The organism is Micromonospora sp. ATLC20 (genome assembly GCF_057196585.1).
On record NZ_JBXUOV010000221.1, the window covers coordinates 1 to 8,212 of the forward strand.

The 8,212-nt window shown below is 73.2% G+C and carries 6 protein-coding genes; 4 read left to right on the forward strand and 2 right to left on the reverse strand.

All coding sequences use genetic code 11. The annotated features are described in order from the left end of the window. Positions 1-890, reverse strand: an 890-nt coding sequence (locus tag AC2CHG_RS28000) for a tRNA (adenine-N1)-methyltransferase (protein ID WP_484525920.1), incomplete at its 3' end; no start/stop codon positions are given. Then, positions 887-1,945, reverse strand: a complete 1,059-nt coding sequence (locus AC2CHG_RS28005; RefSeq protein WP_262016188.1) for a M50 family metallopeptidase — start codon at positions 1,943-1,945, stop codon at positions 887-889. The genes AC2CHG_RS28005 and AC2CHG_RS28000, both read right to left, overlap by 4 nt. A gap of 196 nt (positions 1,946-2,141) precedes the next feature. Between AC2CHG_RS28005 and AC2CHG_RS28010 the strand changes: the two genes are divergently transcribed. The 4 genes from AC2CHG_RS28010 (at position 2,142) to AC2CHG_RS28025 (ending at position 8,112) form a co-directional block, all read left to right on the forward strand. Then, the gene (locus AC2CHG_RS28010) at positions 2,142-3,059 is read left to right on the forward strand and encodes a RecB family exonuclease (protein ID WP_135239954.1); all 918 of its coding nucleotides are present in this window, start codon (positions 2,142-2,144) and stop codon (positions 3,057-3,059) included. 796 nt (positions 3,060-3,855) lie between these two features. Then, complete coding sequence (locus AC2CHG_RS28015) at positions 3,856-4,539, forward strand: response regulator (RefSeq protein ID WP_269696876.1); 684 nt, start codon at positions 3,856-3,858, stop codon at positions 4,537-4,539. A 259-nt stretch (positions 4,540-4,798) separates the two neighbouring features. After that, on the forward strand, positions 4,799-5,563 hold the full coding sequence (locus tag AC2CHG_RS28020; protein ID WP_355512581.1) for an ABC transporter ATP-binding protein: 765 nt from the start codon (positions 4,799-4,801) through the stop codon (positions 5,561-5,563). After that, positions 5,563-8,112 (forward strand): ABC transporter permease, encoded by a 2,550-nt coding sequence (locus AC2CHG_RS28025; protein ID WP_484525921.1) that lies wholly within the window; start codon positions 5,563-5,565, stop codon positions 8,110-8,112. The genes AC2CHG_RS28020 and AC2CHG_RS28025 overlap by 1 nt, the downstream gene beginning before the upstream one ends. Positions 8,113-8,212 lie beyond the last annotated feature (100 nt).

Consider the following 8,212-nt stretch of genomic DNA (forward strand, 5'->3'; position numbering starts at 1 on the left):
TCGCGGCGCTGCGCGTACGCCTCGGCGCCCTTGCTGGGCTTGCGCCGGCGCGGCGGCGCGGTGACCCCGGGGGCGAGCTTGCGCGCGGACACCAGGAACGCGGTGTGGGCGATCATCCGGTGGTCCGGGCGGACCGCGAGCCCCTCGGCGTGCCAGTCGCGCACGAGCGACTCCCAGGCGCGCGGTTCGGTCCAGCCGCCGCGCTCGCGCAGCGCCTCGACCAGCTCGGACAGCTGCGGGGTGGTGGCCACGTAGCCGATCAGCACGCCGCCGGGCACGAGCGCCCGCTCGACCATGTCGAGCATCTCCCACGGGGTGAGCATGTCCAGGATGATCCGGTCGAATCCGGTCTCGGCGCAGTCGGCGACGTCGCCGACGTGCAGGTTCCAGGCCGGGTGCGGGCCGTTGAAGAACGCCTCGACGTTGCGGCGGGCGATCTGCGCGAAGTCGTCGCGCACCTCGAACGAGTGCAGCTCGCCCTCGGTGCCGACGGCCCGCAGCAGCGAGCAGGACAGCGCGCCGGATCCGGCGCCGGCCTCCAGCACCTTGGCGCCGGGGAAGACGTCGCCCATGGCGACGATCTGCGCCGAGTCCTTCGGGTAGATCACCTGGGCGCCGCGCGGCATGGACAGCACGTAGTCCGACAGCAGCGGCCGCAGCGCCAGGAACGCCGTACCGCCGCCGGCGGTGGTGACCACGCTGCCGTCGGGCAGGCCGATCAGGGTGTCGTGCTTGAGGATCCCGCGGTGGGTGTGGAACTCCTTGCCGGGCTCCAGCGTCACGGTGTGCATCCGGCCCTTCGGGTCGGTCAGCTGGACCCGGTCGCCGGGCCGGAACGGCCCACGGTGCACCGGGGGCAACGCCGGGACGGTGGAGATCTCTGCGGTCACGTGTTCGTCTTCCGTTCGGGTTCCAGGAGCTGGGCGAGATCCGCGATGTGCAGCACGCCGACCACATCTTCGCCTGCCGTCACGACGTACTGCGCGCCCGGGTGGGTGCGCACCGTCTCCAGCACCCGCTCGCCGTCGGTCCCGAGCGGCAGGGCCGGCACGGCGGCCAGGTCGCGGGCCACCTCGTCCACCGCGACCCACGGCCTCCGTTCCGGGGGTACGCGGGCGGCGCGCGCCGGGTCGACCAGGGCGACGGTACGGCCGGCCGAGTCGGCCACGCCGAGCGCCGCGTCGGGGGTGCCCGCCTCGTCGCGGCGGCGCTGCGCCTCGGCCAGCGGGGTACCGGCGGGCACCGGCAGCACCGGGCGGGCCAGCCGGGCGAGGTCGACCAGGTGCAGCCGGCGGCCGATGCGGGCCAGCCGGATCGACTGGCCGGCGCCGCGCCACAGCGTCAGCGCGACGAGCAGGAGCAGCGGCAGGGCCAGCGGGGCCAGTGCCCGGCGCATGGTGAGCACCACGACCAGCGCCAGCGTGCCCAGCGCGACGGCCCGGCCCACCCAGCCGGCCACCTCGGTGCCGCGGTGCCGGTCGCGGGTGAGCGCCCACACGGCGGCGCGCAGTGCCCGGCCGCCGTCCAGCGGCAGCCCGGGCAGGCTGTTGAAGATCGCCACCACCACGTTGCTGACCGCGAGCTGGAAGGCGAGCTGGTGGCCGAGCGTGCCGGCGGGCAGGGCGAGGGTGGCGGCGACCGCGCCGGCGCCGAGCACCGCGGAGACGGCCGGGCCGGCCAGGGAGATCAGCAGCTCGACCCGGGGGCTGGGGGCGTCGCGGTCCATCTCGGTGTACCCGCCGAGCAGTTCCAGCGTGATCCCCCGCACACCGATGCCGTACCGGCGGGCGGTCAGCGCGTGGCCCAGCTCGTGCAGCAGCACGGAGCCGAGCAGCGAGATCACGAACCCGAGGCCGACGAGGTAGCCGCCGAGCGGGCCGAGGTCGAGCTGACGGCGGGCCAGCGCCGCGTACAGCACCGTGACCACGACCGTGAGCAGCAGCATCGAGGCGTCGACGCGCAGCGGCACCCCGAGGACCCGGCCGAGGCTGAGCCCCGGCCGGCGGGGTCCTCGGCTCCGCTGCTGCACCGGCCCGATGCTACGTGAGCGCCGGGAGCGAGCCGCCGCGGTCGCGCGGTTCCGATCATGCTTCGGTGCGGCGACGGGGGCCCTGTCACACGCGTGCCCTAACCTTCCGGGCATGACGGCGGAACCGATGATCGACAGTCCCGGCGACCAGACGGCGGCAGCGGCGCCGGTCACCGTGCGGGCCTCGTTGTCGCCGTCGCGGGCGGCCGACTTCAAGACCTGCCCGCTGCTCTACCGGTTCCGCAGCATCGACCGGCTGCCCGAGCGGCCGACCGTCGAGCAGGCCCGGGGCACGCTCGTGCACGCCGTGCTGGAGCGGCTGTTCGACCTGCCTGCCGCCGCGCGCACCCCGGAGTCGGCCGGTGACCTGGTCGCCCCGCAGTGGGACCGGCTGCTCACCGAGGAGCCGGAGCTGGCCACGCTGTTCGCCGACGGCGACGCCGTCGGGCCGCAGGAGTTCCTCCGGTCGGCGACGGCGCTGCTGGACGGCTACTTCGCGGTGGAGGATCCGCGCCGGCTGGAGCCGGCCGAGCGCGAGGCGCTGATCTCCGCGGTGGTGGACGACGAACTGCTCATCCGGGGTTACCTCGACCGACTCGACGTCGCGCCGGACGGCGCGCTGCGGGTGGTCGACTACAAGACCGGCGGTGCGCCGCGCGAGGCGTTCGAGGCGCGGGCGCTGTTCCAGCTCAAGTTCTACGCCCTGGTGCTGTGGCGCACCCGGGGTGTGGTGCCGCGGGTGCTGCGTCTGCTCTACCTCAAGGACGCCGAGGTCTGCGACTACGCGCCGGACGCCGACGAGCTGGTGCGCTTCGAGCGCACCGTGGTGGCGCTGTGGCGGGCGATCGAGCAGGCCACCGCCCGGCAGGACTTCCGTCCCCGGCCGAGCCGCCTGTGCGACTGGTGCAACCACCAGGCGCTGTGCCCGAGCTACGGCGGGACACCGCCGCCGTTCCCGGTGGCCGCAGCCGCGCCCGATCCGCTCGTGGACGCCCGCTCCCGCCCGGTAGCGCCCGGCGCCGACGAGTGACCTCCGCTCCTGCCGGCGGGTGCCCGGGCTGACGCCTGGCCGGACGGCCCCCTATCGGCGGGCGATCCCGCGCAGGGCCAGCACGCAAGAGCGCCCGCGATCCCGCTGGGTAACCACCCCCACCTGACCGCCCGCTTCCCGCCCCGTGGGGCATGCGTGCCACTTCGGGAAGGTGGCGGGATCGAGCGGTGCGCGATGCCGCAACCTCCCCGAGCAGGCGTGGATCACCACCGGTGGCGACCGAGCACCCCGGCCACTTCACCCAAGTGGCGAGGTTGACGGGAGCAGGGCGCAGCCACCTCGGGGAGGTGGCGGAGTCGACGCGGGCGGGACGCGCCACCTCGGGGAGGTGGCGGGGTCGACGGGGGTGGGATGCAGCCACCTCGGCGAAGTGGAGTCGATCATGGGTGCGGGCGTGCCCCACCATCGGCGACGGGCTCGCCGAGCGGGGCGCGGCGCTCCCCGAGCCGGGCTTGTCCGGGGCCGGGTCATCGCGGGGCGAGTCCGGCACCGGGTCACCGCGGGGCGAGCCGGGCGCCGGGTCACCGCGGACGAATGCGATGCCGGGCCACCGTGGGGACCGGCGATCCCGCGCAAGCCCGGCACACAGACCGCCCACGATCCCGCGCGGGCCGGGCGCGCGGAGTGCGGCCAACCTGCGGGATCGGGGCGGCCTGATCGGCGACCGCGCGGGCGGCGCCCTCTACGGTGGTTACCGCGGCCCGGTTCACGCCGGGTGGGCGTGGGCGTGCGCTGATGCCCGGCCGGACCGCCGCCCGGACGACGAGGGGGACGCATGACCGAGGGCGCCGTGTCCCGGCCGGTGCGGGTTCTGCTCGCCGACGACCAGCCGCTGCTGCGTACCGGATTCCGGATGGTGCTCGGCGCGGAGGACGACCTCGACGTGGTGGGTGAGGCCGGCGACGGAGCGGAGGCGGTGGACCTGTCCCGGCGGCTGCTGCCCGACGTGGTGCTGATGGACGTCCGGATGCCGCGCCTGGACGGGGTGGCCGCGACCCGGGCCATCGTGTCGGCCCGGCTGCCGGTGCGGGTACTCGTGCTCACCACGTTCGAGCAGGACGAACACGTCGTCGGGTCGCTGCGGGCCGGGGCGAGCGGCTTCCTCACCAAGGACGTGCCGGCAGAGGACCTCGTCGCGGCGATCCGCACGGTGGCCGCCGGGGGCGCGGTGATGTCCCCGCGCATCCTGCGGCGGCTGCTGGACCGCTTCGCCCAGGTGCTGCCGGACCCGGCCGCCGCGCCGGCGCGGGCGCTGGCGCCGCTGACCGACCGGGAGCGCGAGGTGCTCACCCACATGGCGCGCGGACTGTCCAACGCGGAGATCGCCCGGGTGCTGTCGGTCAGCGAGACCACTGTGAAAACCCATGTCGGCCATGTGCTGACGAAGCTACGGTTGCGCGACCGGGTCCAGGCGGTCGTGCTCGCGTACGAGACGGGCCTGGTCCGTCCCGGCGGCTGAGGTGGCGCGGGTCACCTACCGTGACCAGCGGCGGGGCTGATGTGTTGACCATCACGCCAGGTGAGGCCCTGACGTCGGCGTCGCCTGCCGGTCAGGGGTCACCCTGAGCCCGGATGGGGGTCGACCCTCACCGGAAGATCGGCACGGATTCCACCCCAGGTCGGAGGGCTTTCGGGCTCGCGACCTCGAGGATGGATTCCGCCGCACCGACCAGCGGGGGCGGTGCGGCTGAGAACGACAGACGGAAGAGGTAGATGACGTGACCGCGACGGTAGGCCGACAGCAGGCCGCGGCCCGGGCGAACGACGTGTGGAAGGTGTACGGCAGCGGTGAGGCTCAGGTCGTCGCGCTGCGGGGGGTGAGCGCCGAGTTCGAACGCGGCCGGTTCACCGCGATCATGGGGCCGTCCGGCTCGGGTAAGTCCACTCTGATGCACTGCCTCGCCGGTCTGGACACGGTGACAAAGGGCACCGTGATGATCGGCGACACGACGGTGACCGGTCTCAACGACGCGGGCCTGACGAAGCTGCGCCGGGACAAGGTGGGCTTCATCTTCCAGCAGTTCAACCTGCTCCCGACGCTCACCGCGCAGGAGAACATCCTGCTGCCGCTGTCGATCGCCGGGCGCAAGCCCGACCCGGCCTGGTACGACACGGTGATCGACACGGTCGGGCTGCGGGAGCGGCTCGGGCACCGCCCGGCGCAGCTCTCCGGCGGCCAGCAGCAGCGCGTGGCGTGCGCCCGGGCGCTCGTCGCCCGCCCCGAGGTGATCTTCGCGGACGAGCCGACCGGCAACCTGGACTCCCGCTCCGGCGCCGAGGTGCTGAAGTTCCTGCGCAACTCGGTCCGCGAGCACGGCCAGACCATCGTGATGGTCACGCACGACCCGACCGCCGCCGCGTACGCCGACCGGGTGGTCTTCCTCGCCGACGGGCAGATCGTCTCGGAGCTGATCGAGCCGACCGCGGAGACGGTGCTGGACACGATGAAGAAGCTGGACGCCCCGGTCGAGGTGGGCAACTGATGCTGCGGGCAACGCTCAAGAGCCTGCTGGCGCGCAAGCTGCGCCTGCTGCTGTCCGGCCTGGCGGTGGTGCTCGGCGTCATGTTCGTCTCCGGCGCGTTCGTGCTCACCGACACGCTCGGGCGGTCCTTCGACGCGGTCTTCGCCGACGCGTACGCCGAGGTCGACGTCAGCGTCGAGGCGAAGCCGAAGATCGACGTCTCCACCGCGGAGGGCATGCCGCTGAGCACCCCGATGCCGGCGTCGGTGCTCGACCGCATCAAGGCGGTGCCCGGCGTCGCCGACGCCAAGGGCGTGGTGGCCGCCGACGGCGCCCGCATGATCGGCAGCAACGGCAAGGTGGTCACCTCGTTCGGCCCGCCGCAGCTGGGCCAGAACTGGCTCGGTGAGAGCGACCTGGTGGAGATCCGCGAGGGCCGCGCGCCGCAGGCCGACGACGAGATCGTGATCAACGCCGCGCTGGCCGAGGCGGGCAAGGTCAAGGTCGGCGACCGGGTCGGCGTGCTGACCCTCGCCCCGAAGAAGGAGTTCACGCTCGTCGGCGTGTTCGGCTACAGCGGCGGCCGGGACTCGATCGGTGGTGCCAACGAGGTCTACTTCACCACCCCGGTGGCGCAGCAGCTGATGCTGGGCAAGCCGGACGTGTTCAGCAACGTCAGCGTCCAGGCCGCCGACGGCACCACGCCGGCCGCGCTGCGCGACGAGGTGGCCCGCACGCTGGGTGCCGACTACCAGGTCAAGACCGGCGAGCAACTCGCCGCCGACGCCTCGGCCGGCCTCAAGGAGGGGTTGTCGTTCTTCAACAAGATCCTCCTCGGGTTCGCCGCGGTGGCGCTGCTGGTCGGCACGTTCCTGATCCTCAACACGTTCTCGATCATCGTGGCCCAGCGCACCCGTGAGCTGGCCCTGATGCGGGCGATCGGGGCCAGCGGCAAGCAGGTCATCGGCTCGGTGGTGCTGGAGGCGCTCGCTGTCGGCCTGATCGCCTCGGTGCTGGGGCTCGCCGCCGGCATCGGTGTGGGCGCGCTGCTGGCGTACCTGTTCGGTCAGCTCGCCGGGGGTCTGACCCTGGCCGGGCTGGGCGTGCCGGCCTCGGCGGTGATCGGCGCGTTCGCGGTCGGCATGCTGATCACGGTGATCGCCGCGCTGCTGCCGGCGCTGCGTGCCTCGCGCATCCCGCCGATCGCGGCGATGCAGGACGTCGCCACGCCGGACCGGCCACTGACGAAGGTCACCATCGGCGGCGCCGTGGTGACCGGCATCGGCGCGGTGCTGCTGTTCCTCGGTCTCGGCGGGCACGCCGGCGACAGCACCCTGGCGACCATCCTCGGCGGCGTGCTGTTCGCGTTCATCGGGGTGGCGCTGCTGACGCCGATCATCAGCCGGCCGGTGGTCGCGCTGCTCGGCGCGATGTTCTCCTGGTCGGTGCCGGGCAAGCTGGGCCGGCTCAACTCGGGCCGCAACCCGCGCCGTACCGCGATCACGGCCGCCGCGCTGATGGTGGGCATCGCCCTGGTCACCGGCGTGACGGTGATCCTGGACTCGGCCAAGGGCAGCATCGGCAAGCTGGCCGAGGACAACATCAAGGCGGAGCTGGTGATCTCCGGCTCCACGTCCGGGCCGCGTCCGGCGAGCTTCGACCCGGCGGTGCTGGAGAAGGCCGCCGCGATCCCGGGCGTGCGGATGGTCGACGGCGAGTACGGCGACATGGCAGTGGTCGGCGGCGAGCGGACCTGGGTGGCCGTGTCGAGCAACGTGGCCGCCCTGCAGCAGATCTTCGGGGCGAAGGCCGCCGCCGGTGACATCAGCAAGCTGGCACCGGACCAGATGCTGGTCAGCTCGGACACCGCGAAGGCACGCAACCTCACCGTCGGTTCGACGGTGCCGGTGCAGCTGTCCCGCGGCGACGCCCGCACCTACACGGTCAGCGGCATCTACGAGAGCTCGCAGCTGACCAACCCGGTGACGCTGCCGCCGCAGGCCGCCGCGGACTTCGCCATCCCGCAGCCCATCCAGGGCTTCCTGCAGCTCGCCCCCGGCACGTCGGTGGACGCGGTGCAGCCGCAGGTCGAGCGACTGCTGGCGGACAGCCCCGAGGTGTCGGTGGCCGACCGGGCCGCGTTCATCGAGCAGCAGACCGGTCAGCTGGACTCCCTGCTCCAGATGATCCAGATCCTGCTGGCGCTGGCCATCGTCATCGCGGTGCTGGGCATCATCAACACGCTCGCGCTGTCGGTGCTGGAGCGGACCCGGGAGCTGGGCCTGCTGCGGGCGATCGGCCTGCGCCGCGCCCAGACCATGCGCATGATCACGGTCGAGGCGGTGGTGATCTCGATCTTCGGCGCGCTGCTCGGCGTGGTGGTCGGCACGGGTCTCGGCGCGGCGGTGGTCGAGGCGCTCAAGGACGAGGGCATCACCGACCTGGTCCTGCCGTGGGGTCAGATGGTGACGTTCCTGATCCTGGCCGCGATCATCGGCGTGGTCGCCGCGGTGCTGCCGGCGATCCGCGCCGCGCGGATCAACGTCCTGGGCGCCATCGCCCACGACTGACGTGAAAGGAAGGGCCCCTTCTTAGTGAGTGTTTGAGAAACCGGTTCAGGTGTTGGTTGCCTGGGCCGGTTTCGTGTTGCGGGTCAGGCGGGTGAGCATG

Excerpts from the sequence above, each read along its gene's own strand:
- AC2CHG_RS28005 (WP_262016188.1), bottom strand. The coding sequence starts at position 1,945 with ATGCTGCTGCTCACGGTCGTGGTCACGGTGCTGTACGCGGCGCTGGCC.
- AC2CHG_RS28010 (WP_135239954.1), top strand. The coding sequence starts at position 2,142 with ATGACGGCGGAACCGATGATCGACAGTCCCGGCGACCAGACGGCGGCA.
- AC2CHG_RS28015 (WP_269696876.1), top strand. The coding sequence starts at position 3,856 with ATGACCGAGGGCGCCGTGTCCCGGCCGGTGCGGGTTCTGCTCGCCGAC.
- AC2CHG_RS28025 (WP_484525921.1), top strand. The coding sequence starts at position 5,563 with ATGCTGCGGGCAACGCTCAAGAGCCTGCTGGCGCGCAAGCTGCGCCTG.